This window comes from Pantoea sp. Fr+CA_20, from assembly GCF_024520835.1.
Lineage (GTDB): Bacteria > Pseudomonadota > Gammaproteobacteria > Enterobacterales > Enterobacteriaceae > Pantoea > Pantoea allii.
On the sequence record NZ_JALNPN010000002.1, the window covers coordinates 355,028 to 380,633 of the forward strand.

Below are 25,606 nucleotides of genomic sequence, written 5' to 3' on the forward strand. Positions count from 1 at the left end.
AGAATGGGCTTGCCAGGCTTCTGCGCGCCGGGCCGAAAATTACACGCCGAACTCTAGCGGGTTATGTTTACTGATCAGTGAGCGTAACGGCACACTGCTTTTCATCACGGGTGATTTAATCACGATATAGCTGAAGTACTTATCGATGCCAATTTGCGCATCCAGCATCTTCTCAATCACATCCTGATAATGCTCAATGCTGCGGGTAATAAAGCGCAACAGGTAATCGTAACCCCCGGTAATTAAGTGACATTCCATGAGTTCGTCAACGTCACGCATGGCGGCTTCAAACTTCATAAAGTCTTCGCGCCGGTGTCCGTTCAGCGTCACTTCGGTAAACACGGTGACCGAGTCGGTAATTTTGGTGAGATTGACGTGTGCTTCATAGCCGGTAATAAAACCGGCCTGCTCAAGCCGTTTAACCCGTTGCAGGCAAGGACTCGGGGAAAGTCCTACTGCATCGGCGAGATTAACGTTGCTGATACGGCCATCTTTTTGTAGTTGCACCAGAATATTGATATCGATGCGATCGAGTTTCATTAAGCCGTTCATAGCACCCCTCATTGTTTACAGCTGTACTGGATGTTCGCTACTACCCAGAGCTACTCTGTGTACACAAGCGTAAAGCGCACTTTTATAGATACTTAAAATACGCCACTTTAAAATAACAAGTACGCTATTTTTTTGTAACACAAAAAAACCCCGGTCTGTCACGCTTTGCAAAAATTGCGCCAGCGTTGAACCCGGTGGCGGCCCCGCTGGCCGCGATACCGGGCTGTTGCCTGTTCAATGAGGGAGAGCGGCTATCCTAAGCGTCCGGTCGCACGCGCCAGGGCAATATCAAAAATATGCAGTGCCTCTTCAAGTTGCGAATCGGTGGTCACTAACGGTGCAAGGAAGCGAATCGTATTACGGTGTAAACCGCATTTAATCAGCAGCAGCCCTTCCTGACAGGCGCTGTCGAGGATCTTTTGCGTCAGCGCGCTGTCGGGTTTGTGGGTGTCCACATCCAGAATTTCTACTGCCTGCATAAAGCCCACGCCGCGCACGTCACCGATGCAGGCATATTTATCTGCAAGTTGACGCAAACGTTGATTCAACTGCTCACCCAATTGACAGGAACGCGCCAGCAGGTTTTCTTGCTCAAACACGTCAAGCACCGCCAGTGCCGCTGCACAGGCCAGCGCATTACCGCCATAGGTGCCGCCCAGTCCGCCCGGTGCCGGGCCGTCCATCACTTCGGCTTTGCCCACCACACCGGAAATCGGCAGGCCCCCCGCCAGACTTTTCGCCATCGTCACCATATCAGGCTTAATGCCGAGTTGCTGGAAGGCAAACATGCTGCCCGTACGACCAAAGCCGGTCTGAATTTCATCACAGATCAGCATAATACCGTGTTGAGTCGTGATGCGACGCAACGCCTGCATAAATGCCGGCCCGGCGGGCAGGAAGCCGCCATCGCCCTGCACTGGCTCAATGATAATCGCAGCCACGCGCTCCGGCAGAATCTGCACCGCAAACAGTTGGTCCAGCGCTTTCAGGCAGTCCGCTTCCGTGACGCCGTGCAACGGGTTCGGGAACGGCAGACGATAAACATCGCCAGGGAAAGGGCCAAAGTTTTGTTTGTAAGGCGCGGACATCCCCGTCAAGGTGACGCCAAGTAAAGTACGTCCGTGGAAGGCGCCGTCAAAGGCGATGATGCCCGGTCGTTGCGTATAAGAACGGGCAATTTTAACCGCATTCTCCACCGCTTCTGCACCGCTGGTGAAAAACACGCTCTTATAGTGTTCGTCCCCGCCCACCAGCTTATTCAGACGCTGCGCCAGTTCGATATATCCCGGATAGGCCACCACCTGAAAACAGGCGTGCGATACCAGGCCCAGCTGGCGGGTTACAGCGTTAACCACAGCCGGATGGTTGTGGCCCACGTTAAGCACGCCAATGCCGCCGACAAAATCCAGATAGCGATTGCCTTCTACATCCCACACTTCACTGCCTTTGGCTCGCTCAATCACCAGCGGATGAGCGGTAACAATGCCGCGCGGCACATTATGATCTCGGACATCCAGCAACTGGCTGTTGTCCGCATAGGTTTGCTGCTCTGCCAGGACATTCTGCATTTTTATACCTCATCCACGTCGTGTTCGATTGGCTTAAGTATCGCAATCTGTGGGGCAATAACGCTGCCGTAATTCCGTCAGCAGCGGCATTTCGTGTCAAAATCCCACGGGTTTCAGCGAGTAAATGTTGTTCCCAGCCCGTGGCAGGCCAGGGTAATCAACGCCTGGATGCCATGCGGTATCAGCGCGTCGTTAAAGTCATAGGCGGCATGATGAAGCGGCTTGCTGGGGGCCGATCCTATCCATACATAGGCACCGGGCTTTGCATGTAACATAAAGGCAAAATCTTCCGAGGTGAGTGCAGGCTGGCGCGCCAGTTGGGTTGTCATGCCCGCCGCCTGCAAGGCCGCCAGGGCCTGAGTCGCCTCAGATTCATTGTTGATGGTGGCCGGGTAATAACGCAAATAGTTCACCTCGGCCTGTAACCCGTGCGCCGCCGTAATGTGTTCCGCCATCTGCCGCAGCCGGGATTCAATAATATCCTGCGCTGCCGGGTTAAAAGTGCGCACCGTACCGGTGATGTTGGCTTCCGCAGGGATCATATTGTGGGAAAAACCGCCCTGCATCCGCGTCACCGTCAGCAAAGCCGGTTCGCAGGGATCGAGCGCCCGGGAAACCAGCGTGTTTAACTGCACCACCAGTTCACTGACGGCTAACAGCGTATCGTGCGTCAGATGCGGCTGTGCGGCGTGACCGCCCGCGCCTTTGACAGTGATATCAAACCGGTCTGCCGCGGCCATAATGGCTCCGGGCCGGGTCTGAATTTCACCCAGGGGTAATTCAGGCCAGTTATGCAGGGCAAACACCGCATCACAGGGGAAGCGCTGAAACAGACCGTCGTCAATCATGGCCTTCGCGCCTGCCAGGCCCTCTTCTGCCGGCTGAAAGATAAAGCAGACAGTGCCGCTGAACTCAACCTCACGCGCCAGTTTTTCCGCCGCGCCCAGCAGCATGGTGGTGTGACCGTCGTGGCCACAGGCATGACTGTGGTTCGCTACCAGACTGGTCCAGGGCACCTCGCCTTTGTCCTGCATGGGAAGCGCATCCATGTCGGCCCGCAGCCCAATCATGCGTGAGCCGTTGCCTTTCTTCAGCACGCCCACTACGCCCGTTTTGCCAATTTCCCGATGCACCTCAATGCCTAAATCCTGTAGAAAACGCGCGACAATATCGCTGGTTCGCTGTTCATGGAAACCCAGTTCAGGATTACGGTGTAGATCGCGGCGCAACGCCACTAAATGGTCCATCTCAATATCCTCGTGAACGATCAACGACGCCGTGCAGCGGTTCACCACGCTGAAAGCGACGCAGATTAGCCAGCAGTGCGCTGATCGCGCTGTCGTTTTGCGTCTGGCTGGCGATGTGCGGCGTGAGCCAGATTGCGGGATGCGTCCAGAATGCATGATCGGAGGGCAGAGGTTCAGGGTCGGTCACATCAATCACCGCCGCCCGTAACTGGCCGCTGTCGAGCGCATCCAGCAGATCCTGATGATTAAGCTGAGGACCGCGCCCGGCCTGCACCAGTGCAGCACCTGTTGGCAGTTGGCTGAACAGCCCGGCATTCAGTCGCCCCTGAGTACTGGGCGTCAGCGGTAGCAGGCACACCAGAATATCGCTGCGGGCGAGAAAGTCGGGCAGCTGATCGTCACCATGCCAGCACGGCACGTCCGGAATAAGATGCGGCGTACGGCTCCAGCCGCCGCAGTCAAATCCCATCGCCTGAAGCTGGGCCAGTGCCGCGCGGCCCAGTTCGCCCAGTCCCATGATCCCGACGCGGCGCTGACCGGCGGGAATAGCCAGATGCGCCTGCCATTGCTGATGCCGTTGCTGCTGAAAATAGCGTGGCATATCACGATGTAATCCCAACACCGCAAAGGTGATGTACTCCACCATGCCCTGCGTCAGGCCGGGTTCAATCGTTCTGACCAGCGGGATATGTGACGGCAGCGTGGACAGATCAAACTGTTCCGCTCCGGCCCCTACGGAAAACAGGATTTTCAGATTGGGAAAACGGTCTGCAAGGTTATCGGGCGGCAGCCAGGCGACCAGCGCATCAACCTGATCGGCATCGCCGGTCTCCGGCCAGAGGTGTAAATGAATATCGGGCGCGTGCTCAGCCAGCCAACGCTGCCAGTGCAGGCCGCGCTGTGGCTCCGATTTATAAACGATGTGCATCAGGCCATTGCCTGCGTCATCAGCCCAAATGCCTGCATGCCTTGTGGCACCCAGACGTCACCGCGCACCATCGTGATCGGCGCGTCAACGTTTGTCAGGCCCAGGCTCTCCAGCCAGGCGGCCAGCGGCAGCGTGGCATCCGTATCCATGCGTAGATATTCGCCCTTCAGGCTCTGCATCAGCGCGGCGGTTAGCGCCTGGGCAACCGGAAAATCCTGTGCAATAACGGGTCCAATGACCCAGCCACGACCAAAGCGCCGCAGGCTGGCATAACCCTGAGGGGTTTGCTGGTCATCCTGCAAGATAATGGTCTGATTGTCGGTAATCAGATGTTCCACCAGCGCCGGGCGGAAAAGCCCGTGGGCGGCCTGCTCCATCTGCACCAGCGCATCCCGATCGTCAAGAGTGGCGCTGCGCAGCGTCAATCCAGCCGGAATCTCCACTCTGGGTAACGCGTTCAGGGCAGGCGTTTGGTACTGTAGGATCTTACCGCAGGTAACAAAGCCGAGTTTTTCATACAGGCCCTTACCCATCTCCGTCGCGTGCAGACGCACGTTATAACCGGGCACTTTCTCTAATAAGGCCAGCATCAACTGCTTGCCCAGCCCGCGCCCCTGGTGCTGATTCGCGACAATCACCAGACCGATGGTCGCGGCCTTGTCGCCCCAGCGCCAGAGAATCGCACTGCCTATTACTTCGCCCTGCTCTTCAATGACCACGCCTTCGCCGAGCTGCATGCCGATGGCCCAGTCTTCATGGCGGTGCGGCCAGTTCAGCGCCTGGCTCATCGCGTAAACCTGGGGAATGTCTTCGGTCGTCATGGTACGAATATCAACTGTCATTTTGCTTTCCTTACATCATGCCGGGTGCATCAAGTCCGCTGCCGTCGATGAAACGGCTGTAGCGATAGGGCGTGGGATCGACCACCGGCGTGGAGTCTGTCGCCAGTTGAGCCGCCAGGCGGCCTGCACCGGGACCAATCCCAAAACCGTGGGCACTGAATCCTGCCGACAACACCAGGCCTGGCAGTTTTGCCACTGTTGAAATGACCGGAATCGCGTCCGGCGTACTGTCAATCATCCCGCCCCAGGCCTGGGCGACTTTCAGGTTTGCCAGCGCAGGAAATTCACGCCGCATTGCCGCAAGTCCGCTTTCCACGACCCAGGCATCGGCAGCGGGGTCCAGAATACGCATCCGCTCGAAGGGTGAAATCGCATCCAGATCCCAGCGGCCCATCGCCTCAGGGCCATTAAAGAACGGCTTCACCCCCAGATTCAGGGTAAGATTTTTACGCCGACTTTTAAACGTGGGATAAAACTGTCGCAGGTAACGAATCCCCTGCGCACCGGGTTCAAGCCGCCCGCGGCCCGATACGGAAACGGTATAGCTGCCATCCATCTGCGGTCGACAGGCAAAGCTTTCGGTATAAAAAGGGACGGCGATAGCCTGCTCAATCGGGTGGGTACGGAAGGCGGTGCCAATGACGTTCCCCAGCGGCAAATCAATACCGTGCCGACGGCAAAACATCGAGGTCCAGGCACCCGCCGCACAGATCACCCGGGTGGTTTTGATCAAGCCGCGTTCCGTTATAACTCCGCTGACGCGCCCGGCTGAAATATCCAGCCCGCGCACTGCACACTGCTGGAAAACCAGCGCGCCTTTTTTTTGCGCGCCAATCACAATGCCCGGTGCAGCCAGTTTAGGTTCAGCCGCACCATCCGCCGGGGCGGAAACGCCGCCCAGCCAGTTTGTGGTACTGCCTGGCGTCATGGCTTTCGCCTGCTGGGCATTCAGGATATCGCTGCGTACGCCATACTGTTTGGCCATCTGGCCCCACTTATCCCAGGCCGCAATATCCGCTTCATTCCGGGTGGCATAGACCAGACCGCTGCGACGAAAGCCCAGCTCTTCCCCGGTTTCAATGCTAAGTTCTTCCCAGCCGCGTAAGGCTTCAATCACCAGCGGCAGTTCGCGCTCGTCACGATTCTGCTGACGGCACCAGCCCCAGTTGCGGCTCGACTGCTCGGCGCCGACCAGCCCCTTCTCGATCAGCACCACCTTCAATCCTTTTTTTGCCAGTTCCCAGGTGGCGGCGGCCCCCGCAATACCGGCACCAATCACCACCACATCGGCGGACGCCGGGAAATCACTGCTGTCCTGTACGTAACGAATCGGTGCGGGCATGGCGTAGCCACCTCTTAATCTGTTTGTTTGCCGGTGCCATGACGCTCATCGCGCCCGGCGCCTGGATACTGCCTGTCTGTCGAACGTGATCGACGACATAACAGCCTGTTACTCGGCTTTCAGAATCTCTTCATGCTCATCCAGCCAGCCCTGACGCAGCTCAGGAACCGCACGTTTCAGGCGTTCGAAATAGAGTTCACTGGTAGGCTGGTCATAATTGCTGCGCGCCAGCTGAGTGACGATGCTGCCATTTCGCATCACGACGATCTCATCACATACCGCGCGCACGGCGTGCATATCGTGGCTGATAAACATTACCGACAGGCCCAGCTCGCGGCGCAGTTCGCTGATCAGATCCAGCACGGCGGAAGCTACCACGGTATCCAGCGCCGACGTGACTTCATCACATAAAATCACATCCGGTTCAGCCGCCAGTGCACGGGCCAGGTTAACACGCTGTTTTTGCCCACCTGACAGTGACCAGGGGCGGCGGGACAGCACGGTGCGCGGCAGCTTAACCAGATCAAGCAGTTGATAGAGTCGCTGCTGGCGAGCGATGCCGCTCAGACCATGAAACAGCGTCAGCGGACGCGTTAAAATGCGTTCAACGCTATGGGCCGGATTGAGGGCTGTATCCGCCATCTGGAAAACGTACTGAATACGTCGCAGCTCATTGTCGCTGCGTTTTTGCATCTGGCCCGCAACAGAGTGGCCGTTAAACAGGACATGTCCCTGGCAGGCAGGATTGAGACCGGCAATGGCATGCGCCAGGGTGGTTTTACCCGAGCCGGATTCCCCGATAATGCCAATGGCCTGACCTTTCCACAGCGTGAGATTAATATTTTCCAGAATGCGGACTTTGGGCAATCCATCACTGCCCTTTGGACCGTAACCGGCTGACAGGTCACGCACTTCAAGCAACGGCAGTTCATTCGCCTTTGCCTGACACCAGTTGCTGGGCCGCTCTTTTTGCTGAGCGGCATCCATCAGCAGGCGCGTATAGTCCGCCTGGGGTGCACCAATCAAATGCGCCGTCGTGCCGTATTCCGCAATTTTGCCTTGCAGCAGTACCAGAATCCGGTCGGCCATTTGCGCCACCACGGCCAGGTCATGGCTGACATAAATCGCCGTTACGCCGCGTTGTTTCACCACCCGACGAAAGGCTTTTAGCACTTCAACCTGGGTCGTCACGTCTAACGCCGTGGTGGGTTCATCAAGAATGACCACCTCGGGATCGCTAATCAGGGCCATCGCCGTCATTAAACGCTGTAACTGCCCGCCTGAGACCTGATGGGGGAAGCGATCGCCAATCGTATCCGGGTTGGGTAAGGCCAGCTCACGGAACAGCGCCAGCGCTTTGACCTTCGCCGCCTTGCGCGTCATGGTGCCGTGAATCACAACCGGTTCGATAACCTGGTCGATGATTTTCATTCCGGGGTTAAAAGAGGCGGCGGCACTCTGGGCAATATAGGACACTTTATTGCCGCGAAACACGCGCAACTGCGCGGGCGTGAGATCCATGATGTTGGTGCCCGCCACATGAATATTGCCCTCGGCGATCTTGCAACCGTGGCGCGCATAGCCCATCAGCGCCATCGCAATGGTGGTTTTACCCGAGCCGGATTCGCCAATCAGCGCCAGCACTTCGCCTTTTTGCACCGTGAAGCGGATATCGGAGACGATATCCAGTTCATCCCCATTGTCGGTATGCGCCGTCACGCGCAGGTTATCGACAGAAATCACAGGCATTGCCGTATGTTGTGTCACGTTCATGCCCCCTCCTTTGCCAGCGTCAACGGACGCATGCTTTGCAAGCTGTCAATAAACAGGTTGACCGCGATGGTCAGGCTGGCAATCGCTACCGCTGGCATCAACACCGCCGGTGAGCCGTCAAACAACCCCTGAATATTTTCACGTACTAATGTTCCCCAGTCGGCATAAGGTGGCTGAACGCCCAGCCCCAGGAAGCTCAATCCACTCAGCAGTAATACGATATACACAAAGCGCAGACCAAAATCCGCCAGGACCGGATGCACCATGTTGGGCAGAATATCGTGGATGGCGATGTACCAGCGGCTTTCGCCCCGCAGGCGAGAGGCGCGGACATAGTCCATGTTGCGTAAGTTGCTGGCGAGGGCAAAGGCGATACGAAACGCACCCGGCCAGTAGGTAAACACCGCCGTGATCAGCAGCATCGGCAGCGAGGACCCGAACACCGCCACAATCATCAGCGCCAGTATTTTGCCTGGCAACACCAGCATCGCGTCGTTGATACGGCCCAGCAGCTCTTCCAGCCAGCGTCCGGTTACCGCCGCTAACAGCGCCAGCATGGTGCCAATCAGGCTGGCCAGCATGGCAGCGCCCAGCGCCAGCCCCAGGGAAAACTTCGCACCGTACATAATGCGGCTGAGCATATCCCGTCCGAGGTAATCGGTACCCAGCAGGTTTTCATGCGTCAATCCGCCCATTAATGGCCCGACCCCAATGTCGTCAAGATTGTGGGGGGCCCACCAGGTGCCGAAGATGGCGATGATCAACCAGAACAAGGTCACCACCAGGCCCAGGCGGCCCGATAAAGACAGTGACTGAAAAATACGCCACGGAAGCAATATTTTCATCAGCTCCTCCATTTCGGGTTAAAGGCGATAGTGACAATATCCGCCGCCAGCAGCAGCACAAGATAACAGCTGGCAAACAGCATTACGCAGAGCTGTACCACCGGCAGATCGCGATTACTGACCGCGTCGACCATCTGGCTGGCCAGACCCGGATAGCTGAAGATGGTTTCGATAATAATGACCCCACCAAACAGGTAAGAAAGACTGAGGGAAATCGCGTTAGCAATGGGGCCGACGGCATTCGGTAAGGCATGGCGTAACACCGCCCGCATGGGGGAAACCCCTTTGAGCAAGGCCATTTCAAGATAAGGGCTGTCGAGCTGGTTAATAATGGCCGCGCGGGTCATACGTGCCATTTGCGCGACCAGTCCGCAGCATAACGTCATCACCGGCAACGCATAGGCTTTGATGTAGCTGGCGAAGTCCATACTGGGACTGCCCAGCGACATCGCAGAAACCCAGTGCAGCTTCACGGCAAAAATCAGCACCGCAATCGTGGCCACCAGAAATTCCGGTACGGCCACCGTCGCCATCGTGCCAATCACCAGCGCACGATCGAGTTTGGAGCCACGATTCATGGCCGCCGCGATACCAATAATCAGTGCGAGCGGCACACAAATCGCTGTGGTAGTGGCAGCAAGTTCAAAGGTGGCGGGAAGACGCTGCGCCACCAGCTGTGCAACCGGCAGATGACTCGCAAATGAGGTGCCAAAATTCCCCGTCAGCATACCGCCAAGCCAGGTGAAATAGCGCACCAGCAGCGGCTGATCTAAACCGAGCTGCTGGCGCAAGGCCGCTACCGTTTCTGGCGTGGCGTTTTGCCCCAGGATCATTTGCGCCGCATCGCCCGGCAGCAGGCTGGTGATAAAAAATACCACCGCCGAGACGATAAGCAAGGTCAGGATGCCGGCGCCAATGCGCCGGGCAATCAGGAACATCATGTATCGGTTCATCGGCGAACTCCTTCGTCAGACGATTATCAGGCTGAAAGCCAGGCAAACTCATGGAAGCGATAGCCCATTAGCATGCCCGATGGCCAGGCCTCAAGGCCGTTAACCTTCTTGCTGTAGCCATCCATTGAACTGATAAATGCCGGGATGAGCGTACCGCAGTGGTCATAGATCAGGGTTTGCATATCACCGTACATCTGCTTGCGTTTGGCTTTATCACGCTCACCGCGTGCCGCAATCACCAACTGGTCAAACTGGGGATTTTTCCAGCCGCTCTCGTTCGTGGAGGAGCTTGACAGGTAGAACTGGGAGAACAGCATATCCAGCGTTGGGCGCGGGTTGATCGAGCCGTAGCCCACCGGATCTTTCGTCCAGTGTGTTCCCCAGTAGCCTTCATATGGCACGCGCCGCACGTTAACGTTAAGCCCTGCGTTGCGCCCGACCTGCTGGATGAGCTGCGCCCCTTCCGTCGCGCCTTCCAGCGGCGGCGTGGTAATAATTTCTATCGACTGTCCGGTCATGCCCGCTTTGTTGATGTAAAACTTGGCTTTTTCAGGATCGAGCGGACGCGGTTTAAGATCGGCGTTAAACAGCGGATGCCACGGCGGAACCGGCGTGTCATTACTGATATCGCCAAAGCCCTGCAGCACCGTTTTCACGATGATTTCTCTTGGCTGCAGGTATTTCATCGCCAGCACGAAATCTGGGTTGCTGCCGGGTTTGATATCGGTACGGATGATCAGGTTGGTATACATGCCGCCCTTGGTTTCAAGCACCGCGTGATCCGTCGTATGACCAATGCGCATACTGTCTGAGGCTTTCAGGCCCGAGGCCACCTGGATATCGCCAGACAGCAGGGCGTTGACGCGGGCAGCCTGATCGGTAACGCCAAGCAGCTCCACTTCGTCCAGATGCGGCAGGCCCGGTTTAAAGTAGTTCGGGTTTTTGGTGCCCACGGTATTCACGCCAGGCGTAAAGCTCTTGCATACGAAGGGGCCGGTGCCGATCCCTTTGCTGAAATCTTTGGTGCCATCCTGAACAATCAGGAAGGGAGACGTGGTCAGCATGTAGGGAAGATCAAAGTTAGGAGCCACAAGGACAAGCTGCACTTCATTATCGTTGACGGCAGTGATGGTCTTGAACTGTTCAGCAAGCTTGAATGCGCTGGAGGCAACGGCAGGATCTTTATGACGATTAAGCGAGAAAATCACATCCTTCGCGGTAAAAGGTTTACCGTCGTGGAAGGTAACACCTTTGCGCAGTTTAATGCTCCAGGTGATGCCGTCGTCAGAATCAACCGACTCTGCCAGGCCGGGCTTAACGGACATCGCCTTGTCGACCTCGGTCAGACAGCTGTAAAACATAAACTGGCGCGTGTAGTCGGCGCTGTTACTGCCTTTTGCCGGGTCCAGCGTATCGGTTGCAGACGCGTTAGACATCCCGACACGCAGTTTCCCGCCCTGTACGGGTTTGCTTTCCGCCAGCGCCATGCCGGGGAAGCCAATCAGTCCCGTGCTCATCACCGCACCGGCGGAGAGTAGCTTCATTAAACTGCGACGGGACAATGTGCCTTCAGTGATCATCCGCGTCAGAGCAGGATTGGTTACGTCAGATTCTTTATTATCAATTTTACTCATCTGTACACCTCATTACGTGTTCGAGCGAACATGGAAAATTCCCTGCGTTATTCAGACGGCGCATGCTGCATTGCCCATCCGCGGCGGGCTGTTGGTCGCTTTCGGCAAACACAACAACTCCGCAACGGCCTGAAAAACAATGTGAATTTACGAAAGGCGATCCTTTGCTTTGTAGTAGAGCCCGGCAAGGGGCAAAAACCACGGTTTTCCGTGATAGCCCGGCAGTGCAGGCCATGTCTGACGCTGCCAGGGGTTGTCCCGGACTTTCTCACTTAACAGATCGGCCATCACGCGGCCCATCCATACCGACATCTGGGTGCCATGACCGCTGTAACCCAGCGAATAAAATATGCCGTCCTGTTCGCCGGCGTGCGGCAGGCGATCGGCCGTCATATCCACCATGCCACCCCAGCAGTAATCAATTTGGGTGTTAGCCAGCTTCGGAAACATCTTCGCCATTGCAGCATGCAATATCTCGCCGCTGCGTGAGTCCGAGGTCGGATTGCTGATGGCAAAGCGCGCGCGTCCACCAAAGACCAGACGGCGGTCCGCCGTGGTGCGGAAGTAGTTACCAATATTCATGGAGGTAACGTAGTTACGATCCTCCGGCAGCAAGGTACGGATGAGCCCATCATCCAGCGGCTCAGTGACAACGATAAAGCTGCCTACCGGCACGATACGACGCTGGAACCATGGAAACGGACCTTCACTGGAGCAGCCCGTTGCCATCAGCACTTTGTCTGCCTGGATTTCACCCTTGCTGGTCACCACCCGGTGGCGATAACCGTCAAGGCGTTCCAGTTGAGTGACGTGATGGTGGGGATAAATTTTTGCGCCGCTGCGTGCCGCGGCTTCGGCCAGGCCCACACCAAACTTGCCCATGTGCATCTGACCGCCGCGCTGTTGCAGCAATCCACCGTGAAAATCGCTACTGCCGATCTCACGCTGAACCTCATCTTTACTCAGTAACTGGATATCGGGGTCCACCGTGCGCCGCATCAACGTGAAGGCGTCCTGCAGTCCGGCAAAATGCGAGGCTTTACTGGCCAGCTTGAGTTTGCCGCACCACCGAAAATCGCAGTGAATCTGCTCGTCCTTCACCAACTGCTCGACATAGGTAACCGCATCATCAAACGCCCGATAGAAGCGACTGGCCTGTTCAAGTCCCTGGCTGGCAACCAGCGAGGCAAAGTTTTGCGCCACGCCGGTATTGCAGTGACCGCCGTTGCGCGACGAGGCCTGACTCATCACTTCTCCGCTATCCAGCACCACAACATTGATACCGTTTCGCGCCAGCGTCAGCGCCGCAGACACACCGGTAAAGCCAGCGCCTATCACCACCACATCCGCCTGTGACGGCAACGGCCCCGGCGCGGCAGCGCTGAACGACGGGGCGGTGGCTTGCCAGTACGATTCCAGTTTCATGTCGATGTCCTCAAAGACCGACGACGCCAGGCAGGCCGCCAATGTCTTTAACTTCGGTGTATTGATAATACGGATTAGCCGGTTCATGGCCGCGGTTGACCCAGACCTTATGCTTAATGCCGAGGTCGTGGGCGGTCATCAGGTCATAACGGAAACTGGATGACACATGCAGGATCTCGTCCGGACGGCAGTCCAGTTTTTCCAGCATGTATTCAAAACCTTTCATATGCGGTTTGTAGGCACCGGCCTCTTCCGCCGTGATCGTCATATGGATCGGTGCGCCCAGGCGAGGAATATGATGAGGAATCAGGTCATTCATCGAGTTAGTCAACAGCACCAGCGGGAATTCTTTTGCCACTTTGGCTAAGCCAGCGGGCACATCAGGATGCGGGCCCCAGGTGGCGCAGTCAGCGTAAATAAAATCGCTGTCTGCCTGTTGCCATTTCACGCCCCACTTTTTGCAGGTGCGCTGAATAGCATTGCTGACGACATCGTAATAGGGTTTCCATGCACCCATGACTTCGTCCAGACGGTAGCTGGAAAAATCAGTCACAAAGGCGTCCAGCGCTTCTGCGTCGACACGATCGGCGAAACAGCGTTTAGCCGCACCGGCCATGTCAAAAAAAATCAGCGTGCCGTAACAATCAAATGTGATGAATTTGGGTTTAAACAGTGCCATTGAATTAACCTCGTTATTGTCAGGTGTGGTGCTTAAAAATCGATCAGTACACTTTTCTGGCGCTGGCAGGCCTGGAAGGCCTGGCGACCCAAATCTTTGCCAATACCCGATCCCAGAAAGCCGCCGGTAGGGATAATAAAATCGCCAGAGCGACCGTAGCGGTTGACCCAGACGGTACCGGCTTCAATCGCGCGTATCGCCCGCATCGCCCGGGGCAGACTCAGCGTATGCACGCCCGCGCACAGGCCATACGTGTCATGTGCCGCCAGTGCCAGCCCCTGCTCTTCCTCATCGAAGGTCTGAATCGTCAGCACCGGACCAAAAATTTCCTGCTGAACCGCCGGGTTATCAGGCTTAACCTGGCTTAACAGCGTGGGCTGCCAGAACCAGCCCTCATCGGTATCCGCAAAGCGTTCGCCGCCCACCAGCACTTCTGCGCCCAGGGCTTTGGCTTCTTCAATCACCGAACGCACTTTATTGCCCTGGCGTGCATCAATCAGCGGCGCATAACGACTGGTTTCCTGCCAGGTGACGCCGGGTTTAACCTCACGGCACAATGTCGTCAGTCGCGCCGTGAGCGCATCGGCAATGCCGCGCTGCACGATTAAGCGCGTACCCGCTACGCAGGCCTGACCGCCATTGGCGGTAAAGCCGCGCAGAATACGCTGCGCCAGCACCTCAATATCACCCGCATCATCAAAGACCAGTTGTGGACTTTTTCCACCCAGCTCCAGCGTCACCGGTTTCATGCCGAACTGCGCCGCATCGCTCATAATGCGCGCGCCGGTCAGGGTTGAGCCGGTAAAGGAGACCTTACGGACCAGAGGATGCCTGACGAGCGCACTGCCCGTTACGGCCCCACTGCCCTGTACAATATTGAGGATACCGGCGGGCAAACCGGCCTGGACCGCCAGTTCTGCCATGCGTACGGTAGAAAGCGGCGTCAGTTCTGACGGCTTGAGTACCACGGCATTCCCCGCAGCCAGTGCCGGTCCGCACTTCCACGAGGCCATCGACAATGGAAAATTCCAGGGCGTAATGGCACCGATCACCCCATAGGGTTCTGCAATCAACATCCCCAGGCTGTTTTCACGGGTGGGGAACAGGTCACCGCTGTATTTGTCCGCGCATTCGGCATAGAAACGGATGGCTTCGGCAGTGAAAGGAATTTCATGCTGTATCACGTCAGCAATCGGACGCGTCGAGCCCAACGCTTCAAGCTGGGCCAGCAGCCGATCCTGCTCAATTAAATCGGCCCAGCGACGCATTATCCGACCGCGTTCACGGGGTGCACAGCCTGACCAGCCGCTGGTTTTTAATGCCTGATGGGCCGTCATGACGGCATGGTCAACGTCCTCGGCCTGCGCTTCATGCAGAGTGGCAAAGACGTGACCATCTGAGGGGCGTTTGACGGCAAAAGATTCGCCTTGTGTTTGCACATGTTTCCCGCCGATATAATGGCCCAACGGGAGTTGCACGCTTTCCGGGTCGAAACTCAACATGGAAGAATCCTTATTTGTTACAGCCGTCACACGCTGGTTTGGTTAAATTTCGGCAATGCTTTTCTGAAATATTAATTAGGTAATGCAGAAAGTATGCCAGCCGTTAAGAAAATTAAAATGCGTTTAAAACCACGCAAAAAAATTTTTCTGCCGTATTAATGACGGATTTATTGCGGAATTGCCGAAGCCTTAAACAGATGATTTACCTCACAAAAAAGCCGCATTGCTTTGGTGCATTGCGCATGAAACTTGCACTAAAAAGGAGAATTGAAGGAAAACTTAGATCTGGCGCACAAAAAAAAGCGCCAGCAGAGTGCTTATGCTGGCGCGTACATTTATGACTACCGTTTTAAATTACAGGCTGCCGAGATGGAAAGTTTTTTGCTCCAGATATTCATCAATTCCGTAACGTGAACCTTCACGACCAATACCGGATAATTTTACCCCACCAAAAGGAGCGACTTCTAAAGAGATTACGCCGGTATTAAAACCGACCATGCCAAATTCCAGCGCTTCCGCTACCCGCCAGGCACGACGAATATTCTCGGTAAAGAAGTAAGCGCCCAGTCCATAAGGTGTGTCATTTGCCATCGCCAGTGCCTGCTCTTCATCATCGAAGATAAACAGCGGCGCCACGGGGCCAAAGGTTTCTTCCTGGGCAATACGCATCTCACGCGTGACCTGACCGAGCACGGTAGGCTGAACCCAGGTGCCCGTTCCATTGCTGATGCCGCCTGTTAACAGCGTCGCCCCTTTTTGTAAGGCATCGTCGATGTGCGCATTCACCTTTTCGACCGCCCCGGTATTGATTAGCGGCCCGATGGTGCTTCCGGCTGCAAATCCGTCACCCACCTTCAGGGTAGCAACGGCCTCCAGCAGACGGGCGGAAAAGCGGTCATAGATGTTGCGCTGAACCAGAATCCGGTTGGCGCAGACGCAGGTTTGCCCGGCGTTACGGAACTTGCTGGTCATTACGCCCGCCACCGCAATCTCAATGTCGGCGTCATCGAAAACGATTAACGGCGCATTTCCCCCCAGCTCCAGACTCAGGCGTTTTATGCTGTCAGCGCACTGCTTCATGAGTAACTGACCCACGCGAGTTGAACCGGTAAAAGAGATCTTACGGACAAGGCGGCTTTCGGTCAGCGCGGCACCAATTTCCGTCGGCATACCGGTGACCACCTGCAAGACACCGGACGGAAAACCGGCGCGCTCGGCCAGTACCGCCAGCGCCAGCGCGGAGAGCGGCGTCAGGTCGGAGGGTTTAACGATAATGGGGCAACCCGCCGCCAGCGCCGGAGCCACCTTGCGGGTAATCATGGCGATAGGGAAGTTCCAGGGTGTGATCGCTGCCGCCACACCGACCGGCTGTTTCAACACGATAATTCTGCGGTCTGAGGTGGGAGCAGGAATGGTATCGCCATAAATGCGACGTGCCTCTTCGGCAAACCATTTGACGAAACTGGCACCGTACAGCACTTCGCCTTTCGCTTCCGCCAGCGGCTTGCCCTGTTCGGCCGTCATGATGATGGCAAGATCGTCCGCGTTATCGATAATAAGCTGGTACCACTTCTCCAGCAGCCCGGCACGCGTGGCATTAGGCGTTTTTGCCCATTCATGACGCACCGACTCCGCATGGTTAATTGCCGCCTCGGTTTCCTCACGGCCCAGCGCCGGAATGGTGGCCAGCGTGTCGCCGGTGGCCGGGTCGATAACCGGCAAGGTTTCGCCCTGATAGCCATTCTGCCATTGGCCCGCGAACAGCGCCTGTTGGCGCAGCAGCGTGTGATCGTTTAGTTGTATACGTGACATCCCATCCCCCTTTGTTCAGATCTTTCCACTTTATCGGGTGGGGGGAAGCGCAGGATGTTGTTATTGCCAGCCAGAAAGCGTTCGCTGAGAGGATTTACGGCAGAAAAAAAATTTTATGCCGTCACGATATGCAGCCCGATGTCCCTGAGCATTAAATCTGAAAATCGATCACAGGTTCATCATCACCCGCTGATGAAAGCGCCTGCTTTTTGATCTCTTCAAGCGACAGGTTGGCGTTGCACAGCTCAAGAAATTGCCAGACGTAGTTGCGCTGTAGCTGTCCCCGTTTCAGGCCCAGCCATACCGTGTTGGCGTCAAACAGGTGCGTGGCATCCAGCCTGACCAGCTCTCCGCCCGGCTCGGTTTCACAGGCCTGATCGGCCAGGATACCGACTCCGAGACCAAGTTTGACATAGGTTTTCACCACATCGGAATCCTGGGCGCTGAGCACGATGTCCGGTTTTAAACCTGCGCCCTGAAAGGCCCTGTCCACGCGCGAGCGTCCGGTAATGCCCTGACGATAGGTAATAAGAGGATGGTGGCTCAGCGCATTCAGTGATACCGGTTGCTGCTGAACGAGGTCATGATCGTGCGGCACCAGCAAAGCATGATGCCAGCTGAACCACGGAAATGCCGCCAGACTGCCGTTGTTCACCAGCATTTCACTGGCAATGCCGACATCCACCTCTCCTGCCAGCAGCATATTTACGATTTCCTGCGGCGATCCCTGGTTGAGTTCGAGGCGGACATTGGGATAAAGCTGGCGGAACGCCTTGATAACCGGCGGCAGACTGTATCGGGCCTGAGTATGGGTGGTTGCGATGGAAAGAATACCGCTGGATTCATTGGTGAAAACGTCCGCCAGACGACGGACTTTACCGGCTTCGTCCAGAATTCGCTCAGCGATGGTTAACAACGCCTTACCCGGCTCTGTCATACCGAGCAGTCGCTTGCCGCGCCGGATAAAAATTTCGACGCCAAGCTCATCTTCCAGATCGCGGATATGGCGACTGACGCCCGATTGTGACGTAAACAGGGTGCTTGCCACCTCTGTCAGGTTGAACTCCCGCCGCGCGGCTTCGCGAATAATTTTAAGTTGCTGGAAATTCACACCCTTTACCTCTCTTTACACAATCTGATAATCAGAGGGTAAAAAGGATTATCGATAACAGGAAATACTAAAAAAGTTTTATTTATGCATTTAAAGCATATGACAGGCAGCAGGAAGGAATGAATCACATCAGGGAGGACAGCCAGAGAAGGGGCAGTGGCGCGATGTCTCCGCGCCCTGCTTTACAGACAGATCAACAAGGATGAGCGTCAGCTGACCAGCGTGAGTTCGCGTTTTTCCGTCAGCGGCTTGTTAAGCAGCGACAGCAGGATATTTTTAACGGCCTGCGCAGGCGGCGATAAAGGTAAACGGTGCGACAGGTTCAGCGACAACGGCAGGCTGATGGTCGGACTGGTAATGCGCGCCATCCACGCCTGGGTTGATCCCACCAGCGCCCGGGCAGCCGACTCCGGCAACACGGTCACACCCATTCCGCTTGATATGGCGGCGGTGAGGGTAGAAAGCGACTCTATTTCGCCAATAATGCGCGCACTCAGGCGACGCAGTGAAAACGCCTCATCGACCCGCTGGCGCACAGCGCTGTAGTCGCGTGGCAGAAACAGGCTCATCTGCGCCACGTCGGCCAGATCCACGTTGGTCCCCGGACAGGCCGTGGTGCCCACCAGATACAGATCTTCTTTCAGCAACGGCACACTGTTAATGCCTGCCGTCGGCGCACGGTCATACAGCACGGCCATATCCAACTGACCGTTGATGATGTTTTCGTTTAGCGCACTGCTGCTGTTTTCATGCAGATAAACCATGATATCGGGATACTGTTCCCGTACGGTTTGCAGCAGCGGCATAGTTAAGGCTGAGGCCGCCGTTCCCGGTGCCAGGCCAATCGACACCTGCCCGTTGACCACCTCACCCGCATTCATCACTGCTGACTGTGCCAGTTCGCACTGCCGCAGAATAACGCGCGCATGGCTGTAGAGTAATTTCCCGGCTTCCGTCGGCGTAACACCGCGCTTGGTGCGGTTGAGAAGCTGCTGTTCCAACTCACCTTCAAGCGTAGCAACCTGCTGGCTCAATGCAGGCTGAGCAATATGCAGCACTTCGGCTGCCCGCGTCAGGCTACCGATATCGACGATTTTCACAAAATATTTCAGCCGTCTTAAATTCATCTTGCCTCCGTTGCTACGTCAAGGTGTCTGGCTGGTCTCTGTCAACCAGCTTGCATAAGAGGGAATTGCAATATGCAGACCAGGTTTATTCAGATCGCGAAACATGTCGGGAAATAATTGCTAAGCATCAGAATAAACAGCGTTTATCTGTACCTCCAAAGAGGTAAGTCTGGGAGCACCGCCGTATTCAGGCGGCGACGCGAGGTGAGCTGCACCGCAACAGTGCGCAATATGTCAAACCAGCGTGCAGCGTCGGCCCTGTGCCAGCAAAGGTTATCGACGTGCCAACGCCCGGCCCGGTTATGCAGGAGGAAAAGCAGAAAGAGAGAGGCGTTGCTGCGTTGCTGCGTTGCTGCGTTGCTGCGTTGCTGCGTTGCTGCGTTGCTGCGTTGCTGCGTTGCTGCGTTGCTGCGTGAAAGTTTAAGACTGTTGGCTGAGGAGAAACACGTTATTGCCTGAGTGGTTGATCGATTCGAAACGTCTTCCCACCTATAACGCTAAATATACTCACGTTTTTTTAAAAGGTCAGAAAGGCGAATACGCAAACGCATTTGTGTTGTAGCAAGGCAGATATCCTCTGGCACCAGAGAAAACCCCCACGGGATTTCGGTAAAAAGCTTTTTAGTTTTGCTGTCTCTTGTTCACCTCAGCCAGCAAAGCGCGAATACGCAAACGCATTTGTGTTGTAGCAAGGCGGCGCCAGGCGCTTAGGCCCAGGAGCATAGTTAACTATGTGACTGGGATAAGCGCCTGGTGCCAACGCCGCTACGGCGCAAAGGCGGCAGCGTATTAGCGTTTGGCGCGATTGCGTCGCATATCGATGGTAACTGCGGCGACGATGATGATGCCTTTGATGATATCCTGGATATACGCATCCACCCCAACAAAGGTGAATCCGCTTTTAATCAGACCAAGAATCACCGCACCAATCAGCGTGCCGGTAATACGACCCACGCCGCCCATCAGGCTGCTGCCGCCGATGACCGCTGCGGCAATTGCATCCAGTTCGTAGCCCACGCCCATGCTTGACTGGCCGCTGCTGACGCGTGCCGCCAGCACCACACCCGCCAGGCCTGACAGCGCCCCCGCGATGGTGTAAACGATGATCAGGTATTTATTGACGTTAATGCCGGACACTTTGGCCGAAGTCATATTGCCGCCGATGGCATAAACATATTTGCCGTAGCGGGTATGTTTCAGCGCAACGTGAAACACCAGCGCCACAACCAGGAAAATCACCACCGGCATAGCACCCTGACCAATAGAGGTGAATCCATCGGACAGAAAACTGATGGGGTTGCCCTGGGTGTAATACTGCGCCAGACCGCGCGCGGAGACCATCATACCCAAGGTGGCAATAAACGGCGGGATACCGGTACGGGTAATTAAGACGCCATTGATCAACCCGCACAATAAACCGACCCCGATACCGGCACCAATAGGTACAACCGCAGGCATATTAACCAGCGACGGGAACATCGGCGTGAGACTGTCTGACGTTTGCGCCAGGCTGGCAGCCACCACTGCGGTTAGCGCAATCACCGAACCGGAAGAAAGGTCGATACCGGTCGTAATGATCACCTGCGTCACACCCACGGCAATGATGCCGATGATAGCAACCTGCAGGACGATCAACACCAGGCGGTTAGGATTGAGTAAAAAGGACTGATCGCGCACATACCAGCCGAACATTTCAAAAACCAGGGCAATCCCCACCATCACCACAAAGATGCCGGTGTCCTTTGGCATGCGATGGCGCAAGGTCGACAGAAACGAGGGTTGTTGTTGAGGAGCCTGAGCGGCCGTGACTTTTGTGTTACTCATAGTGGTTTCGCGCCTCATTCGGATGCTAACGACAAAATAGTTTCCTGGTCGGCTTCTTCTTTATTGAGGATGCCGGTAATGCGCCCGCCATGCATCACCATTATACGGTCGCTCATGCCCAGAATCTCCGGCAGCTCTGACGACACCATAATGATGGCGACTCCACGGTTGGCAAGCTCACTGATCAAACGGTAAATTTCGGCTTTTGCCCCTACATCGATTCCTCGCGTTGGCTCATCCAGGATCAGGATTTTCGGTTGGGCCAGCAGCCAGCGAGCGATAAGCACTTTCTGCTGATTTCCCCCGCTCAGGTTATTGATGATTTGATCCATGGTTGGGGTTTTGATGTTCAGGCGGCGAATTTGATCCATGCAGTCCTGGGCCATTTTGACATGGCTGACAAAACCGCTTTTACCGCTGTATTCAGGCATGTTGACGATGCTCATGTTCTCTAACACCGACAACACTAAAAACAGCCCAGACTTCTTACGATCTTCAGTCAGAAACGCCATGCCTTTTTCAATCGCGGCAGACGGCGAGTCGATAGTGACTGGTACGCCATCAATCAGGATTTCACCGCTGTCAAAATGCGTCATACCAAACAGGGTTTCCATCACCTCGCTGCGCCCTGCCCCGACCAGCCCGGCAACGCCAAGGATTTCGCCACGACGTACGCTAAAACTCACCTCAGAAAACCGGTCTTTACAGGTGAGGTTACGTACCGTCAGCACCTCTTCACCAATGGCATTGTTGAATTTGGGGAACAGCTGTGTCAGCTCACGTCCAACCATCTTGGTAATCAGCGACTGGCGCGTATATTCACTGGTGATGTCGCTGCCGACCCAGTTACCATCACGGAAAATACTAATCTCATCCGTGATGGCAAAGATCTCATCCATTTTGTGGCTGATATAGATGATGGCTTTCCCCTGCTGGCGCAGATCGCGAATGATGGTAAATAAATGCGCGACTTCAGTTTCCGTTAAGGCGGAGGTGGGTTCGTCCATAATGACAATGTCGGAATTCCAGGATACCGCCTTGGCAATCTCTACCATCTGCTGCGAGGCAATACTCAGCTCGCCCACCATGCTGTCGGCTTTCAGTTTAATATTCAGCCGGTTTAGCAGCGCCTGGGTTTCTTTATTCAACTGAGCATGGTCGACAAAGCCAAATTTAACCGGCTCCCGTCCAAGCCAGATATTTTCAGCCACGGTCATGTGCGGCACCAGATTCAGTTCCTGATGGATCATAGAAATACCGGACCGTAACGCATCCATGGTGTCCCTGAATTGCACTGGCTCCCCTTTAATCTTAATGGTGCCCTGATCGGGACGATATATCCCGATCAGGCACTTCATTAAAGTGGATTTGCCCGCGCCATTTTCACCCATCAAGGCATGTACCGTTCCAGAACGTACGCGCAGTGACACATTGTTCAGTGCCTTAACGCCTGGAAAGAACTTGCTGATGCCTTCGGCTTCAAGCGCAAAAGCGGTCATACATCACCTCCGTACAACAGGTTCGGGACGTTTATTTTTGGTTCATGCCAACGTATTTGGTGTAGTTGTCTTTGGTGATCAGCTGGAAGGGGATATCCACAATTTTCTGCACTTTCTCACCGTTAGCCAGCTTGATGGCGGTCTGAACAGCGCCTTCACCCTGGCCTTTAGCATCCTGGAATACGCTGGCCACCATCTTGCCGTTCTTGATCATCTGCAACGCATCCGGTGTGCCATCCACGCCTGCTACCAGAATGTGTTTATCGTTCTTGCCTAATGCCTGAATGGCGCCAATCGCCATTTCATCGTTGTTTGACGCGATGGCATTGATATCATCGCCAGCGGTCATCCAGTTACTTACGACATCTACCGCATCGTTACGGGTAAATTTGGCCGTTTGTTTTTGTACCACTTTAATATTTGGGTATTTGGCGACCACGGCTTCAACGCCTTTGGTACGTTCACGCGTGGCTTCATTAGCCAGATCGCCCAGCAGAATCGCCACATTGCCTTTGCCGTTCATGGCTTTCGCCAACGCTTCCATCTGCAGACGTCCCGCCAGCTCGGAGTCAGAGCCCACATACGCCATCTTGTCGCCTAACTGGGCCTGAGGTTTACGGTTAACAAACACCAGCGCCACTCCGGCTTTGGTTACCTGATCGATGATGGGTTTCACGGCGTTCGTGTCTACCGGGTTAACGATGATGACGTCCACGCCCTGACCAATAAAATTTTGTACCTGCTGGAGCTGCTGGGCCACATCGCCTTTGGCATCTTCAACCTGACCTTTCACGCCATCTTTTTGCATTTCTTTTTGCATGGCGGTACGCACAATCGTCAGAAAGTTGTCATCAAACAACGCCATTGAAACGCCAACGGAAATATCTTTTGCCATTGCGGCGGCGGGTAACATGCAGGCTAACAGTGAGGCAACAATCGTTTTTTTGATGTTCATAGGGACCCTTCTTATTTGTTAACTTGCTAGCGAATAACGCTTTGAATGAAAAATATTTTTTACATTCGAACCGCTTCGCTGGCGTTTTTATGGAAAATTTGAGGTAAGGCAACTCCGTTAATGCTTTTTTTTCAATCCACCATTACTTTTCTTATCTACATGATTTTACTAACTAAGGATGAGGCATCCTCTTTGCGCTGGCACGTCCATCCCACTTTCCCGCGCCGAGCAGTTTATTTATTCCATATATTTTGTTTTTGAAATTTTTATCATAAAAGCACTGAAACAAGTGTTTTGATATCGTCAAATAACAAAACTTTGACATGCGTCTAACATCTACTGAGAAATGGGTTTAAAGTGAGATCCTGTTAGCAGTTTGAAAAGCAAGCGAATGTGTCTGATATTCGCCAAAGCGCTGCTTTTACGAGCACTTGAACGCAAACGATGAAAGAGTGCTTTGACATCCCGAACTGACGCCGCTACTATTCGCCCCGTTCCAACAATTCCTCTGTAGTTCAGTCGGTAGAACGGCGGACTGTTAATCCGTATGTCACTGGTTCGAGTCCAGTCAGAGGAGCCAGATTTTGAAAAGCCCGCTCAGGGAAACCTGAGCGGGCTTTTTGCTTGCTGGGGGTTAGCGTTTGTGGCGTCGCCCGGTAAGACGGGCTGCATGGGAATAGCGCGATGGCCAAATCTGTTCCGGTTTAACCCCTAACGCAGCCGCAATAATGCTTTCCCCTTTCGGCCAGGGCCGCGTGAGTGCATTGGCCAATGTGGATGAGGCCAAACCCGCCTTGCGCGACAGTGCTGCCAGCGATGTACCTTGTTTCTTTATTCCCGCGATGATATCTGCCGGATGCCAGTCCTGATGTTCCATCTTATTCACTCCTCGTTATGCAAACGCATCGCATTATCCCATTTTGGGATAAATCAACCAGCGCGAGATATTCGATTTTGGGATAAAGATCGAGATAAAACGATGTCGACTATCTATACAGAAGAATATCAACGCGTTGTTAAAGCATTACGTGATGCAAGAGTAGCGAAAGGCATTACCCAGCAGCGGCTGGCGGATGCGCTCAATAAACCCCAATCCTTTATCGCTAAGATTGAAAGTGGTGAGCGGCGATTAGATGTGATCGAGTTCGTCCATGTGGCACACCTGCTGGGGATTGAGCCTGCGCCGCTTCTGGAGGAGATAGTGCCGAAACGAAAAATAACGCTGAAACAGAATTGAGAGGCCGGGCTGGCGTTCATTACGGCTACGCCATTTTACTGAATGAAGAAGGCTACCTGGTGCCAGGACCGACGCAAGGTACGCGACACAGAAAATACGGGTGGTGTGCCTGTCACTGGCCTTTTCAATCGCCTGAAAAATCAGAACGGGTACGCTGGTCGCGCCACATGGCAATTGATGATGAAAGAACCGGGTGGAATATCAGGGTGCAGACGGGCTGCACACCCTTCAATAGCCTCTGGGAATGCCTCATCCGTTTCAAAGCCCAACCGTGTTCTGAACGGCGGTGACGACCAGAAAACCTTATTGGGATGTAAAGGATTACCATCAATAATCTGCAGGTCACACAGCTCGTCATTGCGCATTTCACGAGAAAGCTTAACGCGTCATGGCGATGTCATAGTCAGCCTGACGCGCAACCTCATTGTGAATATTCAGTAACCTGCCCATCATTCTCTGAGTCAAGCCGTCCGGCTGCGTTCACGACGTGTTTAAGCCCGGAACCCGTATATTTGCTATCCTGAAATGAAACCTTTTTTGCCGGCTTTCCTCCATGAGGTCTGTCCCATGAGCATCTCGTAAAAGGTGTATGAAGTGGCCTTTATCCTTTTGATGTAACAGTGAACAGAGAGCTGCCAGCGTATAGTTCTTCTGACCGTCGTTGCCAAAGTTGAACGGCGCGTCCCGCGAGATCCCCAACGGCGTGCTTCGGGTATTTCTTTCTCCCTCACGCATCCAAAACGATTCAGGT

The 25,606-nt window shown here is 54.9% G+C and carries 21 protein-coding genes and 1 tRNA gene; 2 read left to right on the top strand and 20 right to left on the bottom strand.

The window, feature by feature from the left end:
• Positions 1–39: 39 nt before the first annotated feature.
• From NR177_RS04085 to NR177_RS04175, 19 genes are all read right to left on the bottom strand, one after another.
• The gene (locus NR177_RS04085) at positions 40–552 is read right to left on the bottom strand and encodes an Lrp/AsnC family transcriptional regulator (RefSeq protein WP_063880094.1); all 513 of its coding nucleotides are present in this window, start codon (positions 550–552) and stop codon (positions 40–42) included.
• A gap of 251 nt (positions 553–803) precedes the next feature.
• Positions 804–2,120, bottom strand: coding sequence for a 4-aminobutyrate--2-oxoglutarate transaminase (gene gabT / locus NR177_RS04090; protein WP_063880095.1), 1,317 nt, complete (start codon positions 2,118–2,120; stop codon positions 804–806).
• Positions 2,121–2,233: 113 nt separating this feature from the next.
• The gene (locus NR177_RS04095; protein ID WP_256852341.1) at positions 2,234–3,367 is read right to left on the bottom strand and encodes a M20 aminoacylase family protein; all 1,134 of its coding nucleotides are present in this window, start codon (positions 3,365–3,367) and stop codon (positions 2,234–2,236) included.
• A gap of 1 nt (position 3,368) precedes the next feature.
• Entirely contained in the window at positions 3,369–4,295 is a 927-nt protein-coding gene (locus tag NR177_RS04100; RefSeq protein ID WP_256852342.1) for a glyoxylate/hydroxypyruvate reductase A, read from the bottom strand.
• Positions 4,295–5,137 carry a GNAT family N-acetyltransferase gene (locus tag NR177_RS04105; protein WP_256852343.1) on the bottom strand — a complete coding sequence of 281 codons (843 nt, stop codon included), beginning with the start codon at positions 5,135–5,137 and terminating at the stop codon, positions 4,295–4,297. The genes NR177_RS04100 and NR177_RS04105 overlap by 1 nt, the downstream gene beginning before the upstream one ends.
• A gap of 10 nt (positions 5,138–5,147) precedes the next feature.
• On the bottom strand, positions 5,148–6,479 hold the full coding sequence (locus NR177_RS04110) for an FAD-binding oxidoreductase (protein ID WP_145394102.1): 1,332 nt from the start codon (positions 6,477–6,479) through the stop codon (positions 5,148–5,150).
• 108 nt (positions 6,480–6,587) lie between these two features.
• Positions 6,588–8,252 (bottom strand): ABC transporter ATP-binding protein, encoded by a 1,665-nt coding sequence (locus NR177_RS04115; RefSeq protein ID WP_109717309.1) that lies wholly within the window; start codon positions 8,250–8,252, stop codon positions 6,588–6,590.
• Positions 8,249–9,097: an ABC transporter permease gene (locus tag NR177_RS04120; protein WP_063880101.1), complete on the bottom strand. Its 849-nt coding sequence runs from the start codon at positions 9,095–9,097 to the stop codon at positions 8,249–8,251. Before NR177_RS04120 ends, NR177_RS04115 begins: the two co-directional genes overlap by 4 nt.
• Positions 9,097–10,050 (bottom strand): ABC transporter permease, encoded by a 954-nt coding sequence (locus NR177_RS04125; protein ID WP_063880102.1) that lies wholly within the window; start codon positions 10,048–10,050, stop codon positions 9,097–9,099. Before NR177_RS04125 ends, NR177_RS04120 begins: the two co-directional genes overlap by 1 nt.
• 26 nt (positions 10,051–10,076) lie before the next feature.
• Entirely contained in the window at positions 10,077–11,684 is a 1,608-nt protein-coding gene (locus tag NR177_RS04130) for an ABC transporter substrate-binding protein (protein ID WP_109717310.1), read from the bottom strand.
• 147 nt (positions 11,685–11,831) lie between these two features.
• Entirely contained in the window at positions 11,832–13,109 is a 1,278-nt protein-coding gene (locus tag NR177_RS04135) for an FAD-binding oxidoreductase (protein WP_256852344.1), read from the bottom strand.
• 10 nt (positions 13,110–13,119) lie between these two features.
• Entirely contained in the window at positions 13,120–13,788 is a 669-nt protein-coding gene (locus tag NR177_RS04140) for a haloacid dehalogenase type II (RefSeq protein ID WP_063880105.1), read from the bottom strand.
• 32 nt (positions 13,789–13,820) lie between these two features.
• On the bottom strand, positions 13,821–15,290 hold the full coding sequence (locus NR177_RS04145) for an aldehyde dehydrogenase (protein WP_145394104.1): 1,470 nt from the start codon (positions 15,288–15,290) through the stop codon (positions 13,821–13,823).
• A 354-nt stretch (positions 15,291–15,644) separates the two neighbouring features.
• A complete protein-coding gene (locus NR177_RS04150; protein ID WP_063880107.1) occupies positions 15,645–17,102 on the bottom strand; it encodes an NAD-dependent succinate-semialdehyde dehydrogenase in 1,458 nt (485 codons plus the stop codon).
• 151 nt (positions 17,103–17,253) lie between these two features.
• Positions 17,254–18,213 (bottom strand): HTH-type transcriptional regulator Cbl, encoded by a 960-nt coding sequence (gene cbl, locus NR177_RS04155; RefSeq protein WP_096010770.1) that lies wholly within the window; start codon positions 18,211–18,213, stop codon positions 17,254–17,256.
• Positions 18,214–18,422: 209 nt separating this feature from the next.
• Entirely contained in the window at positions 18,423–19,340 is a 918-nt protein-coding gene (nac, locus tag NR177_RS04160; RefSeq protein ID WP_063880109.1) for a nitrogen assimilation transcriptional regulator NAC, read from the bottom strand.
• 789 nt (positions 19,341–20,129) lie between these two features.
• Positions 20,130–21,164 carry an ABC transporter permease gene (locus tag NR177_RS04165; protein WP_145394106.1) on the bottom strand — a complete coding sequence of 345 codons (1,035 nt, stop codon included), beginning with the start codon at positions 21,162–21,164 and terminating at the stop codon, positions 20,130–20,132.
• Positions 21,165–21,178: 14 nt separating this feature from the next.
• Positions 21,179–22,663, bottom strand: coding sequence for a sugar ABC transporter ATP-binding protein (locus tag NR177_RS04170; RefSeq protein ID WP_109717313.1), 1,485 nt, complete (start codon positions 22,661–22,663; stop codon positions 21,179–21,181).
• A gap of 31 nt (positions 22,664–22,694) precedes the next feature.
• Positions 22,695–23,618: a sugar ABC transporter substrate-binding protein gene (locus NR177_RS04175; protein WP_109717314.1), complete on the bottom strand. Its 924-nt coding sequence runs from the start codon at positions 23,616–23,618 to the stop codon at positions 22,695–22,697.
• Positions 23,619–24,122: 504 nt separating this feature from the next.
• On the opposite strand from NR177_RS04175, the gene NR177_RS04180 reads away from it, so the two are divergent.
• Positions 24,123–24,198: transfer RNA gene (locus NR177_RS04180), tRNA-Asn, on the top strand.
• Positions 24,199–24,252: 54 nt separating this feature from the next.
• Here the strand turns inward: NR177_RS04180 and NR177_RS04185 are convergent.
• Positions 24,253–24,495 (bottom strand): helix-turn-helix transcriptional regulator, encoded by a 243-nt coding sequence (locus tag NR177_RS04185; protein WP_256852345.1) that lies wholly within the window; start codon positions 24,493–24,495, stop codon positions 24,253–24,255.
• 102 nt (positions 24,496–24,597) lie between these two features.
• Here NR177_RS04185 and NR177_RS04190 point away from each other — a divergent pair, with 102 nt between their 5' ends.
• Positions 24,598–24,855: a helix-turn-helix domain-containing protein gene (locus tag NR177_RS04190; RefSeq protein ID WP_256852395.1), complete on the top strand. Its 258-nt coding sequence runs from the start codon at positions 24,598–24,600 to the stop codon at positions 24,853–24,855.
• Positions 24,856–25,606: the final 751 nt, after the last annotated feature.

Coding starts and splice junctions, on each gene's coding strand:
- NR177_RS04085 (WP_063880094.1), bottom strand. CDS start 552: ATGAACGGCTTAATGAAACTCGATCGCATCGATATCAATATTCTGGTG.
- gabT (WP_063880095.1), bottom strand. CDS start 2,120: ATGCAGAATGTCCTGGCAGAGCAGCAAACCTATGCGGACAACAGCCAG.
- NR177_RS04095 (WP_256852341.1), bottom strand. CDS start 3,367: ATGGACCATTTAGTGGCGTTGCGCCGCGATCTACACCGTAATCCTGAA.
- NR177_RS04100 (WP_256852342.1), bottom strand. CDS start 4,295: ATGCACATCGTTTATAAATCGGAGCCACAGCGCGGCCTGCACTGGCAG.
- NR177_RS04105 (WP_256852343.1), bottom strand. CDS start 5,137: ATGACAGTTGATATTCGTACCATGACGACCGAAGACATTCCCCAGGTT.
- NR177_RS04110 (WP_145394102.1), bottom strand. CDS start 6,479: ATGCCCGCACCGATTCGTTACGTACAGGACAGCAGTGATTTCCCGGCG.
- NR177_RS04115 (WP_109717309.1), bottom strand. CDS start 8,252: ATGAACGTGACACAACATACGGCAATGCCTGTGATTTCTGTCGATAAC.
- NR177_RS04120 (WP_063880101.1), bottom strand. CDS start 9,097: ATGAAAATATTGCTTCCGTGGCGTATTTTTCAGTCACTGTCTTTATCG.
- NR177_RS04125 (WP_063880102.1), bottom strand. CDS start 10,050: ATGAACCGATACATGATGTTCCTGATTGCCCGGCGCATTGGCGCCGGC.
- NR177_RS04130 (WP_109717310.1), bottom strand. CDS start 11,684: ATGAGTAAAATTGATAATAAAGAATCTGACGTAACCAATCCTGCTCTG.
- NR177_RS04135 (WP_256852344.1), bottom strand. CDS start 13,109: ATGAAACTGGAATCGTACTGGCAAGCCACCGCCCCGTCGTTCAGCGCT.
- NR177_RS04140 (WP_063880105.1), bottom strand. CDS start 13,788: ATGGCACTGTTTAAACCCAAATTCATCACATTTGATTGTTACGGCACG.
- NR177_RS04145 (WP_145394104.1), bottom strand. CDS start 15,290: ATGTTGAGTTTCGACCCGGAAAGCGTGCAACTCCCGTTGGGCCATTAT.
- NR177_RS04150 (WP_063880107.1), bottom strand. CDS start 17,102: ATGTCACGTATACAACTAAACGATCACACGCTGCTGCGCCAACAGGCG.
- nac (WP_063880109.1), bottom strand. CDS start 19,340: ATGAATTTAAGACGGCTGAAATATTTTGTGAAAATCGTCGATATCGGT.
- NR177_RS04165 (WP_145394106.1), bottom strand. CDS start 21,164: ATGAGTAACACAAAAGTCACGGCCGCTCAGGCTCCTCAACAACAACCC.
- NR177_RS04170 (WP_109717313.1), bottom strand. CDS start 22,663: ATGACCGCTTTTGCGCTTGAAGCCGAAGGCATCAGCAAGTTCTTTCCA.
- NR177_RS04175 (WP_109717314.1), bottom strand. CDS start 23,618: ATGAACATCAAAAAAACGATTGTTGCCTCACTGTTAGCCTGCATGTTA.
- NR177_RS04185 (WP_256852345.1), bottom strand. CDS start 24,495: ATGGAACATCAGGACTGGCATCCGGCAGATATCATCGCGGGAATAAAG.
- NR177_RS04190 (WP_256852395.1), top strand. CDS start 24,598: ATGTCGACTATCTATACAGAAGAATATCAACGCGTTGTTAAAGCATTA.